General features: G+C 38.9%; 1 pseudogene. It reads left to right on the forward strand.

What is annotated here, in order from left to right:
- Positions 1 to 243, forward strand: a pseudogene (locus tag ACFINC_RS11765) (hypothetical protein); the annotation flags it as partial.
- Positions 244 to 262 lie beyond the last annotated feature (19 nt).

Consider the following 262-nt stretch of genomic DNA (forward strand, 5'->3'; position numbering starts at 1 on the left):
GAAGTGATTTACACGATTGCACAAAAATTTGGCTATACAAATGTTCCCAATACCATGGGGGAAAATTTACAAGAAAGACACAATTCTGCCCGTACACTGGCTGCTTATAACGGCTTGATGCCAAATGGACCAATTTCTTTGGATATGCTTGATAAAATGTCAGAAGCGGAATTTAGCACTTGGGTTGCTGATCCTAAGAATAAAGCGGCTTTTAATCGTTTAATGGGGGGCAGAGAATTTTAAAAACAAGAATGTAGCAGGT

This window comes from Bartonella sp. AP58NXGY (assembly GCF_042195785.1).
GTDB lineage: Bacteria > Pseudomonadota > Alphaproteobacteria > Rhizobiales > Rhizobiaceae > Bartonella.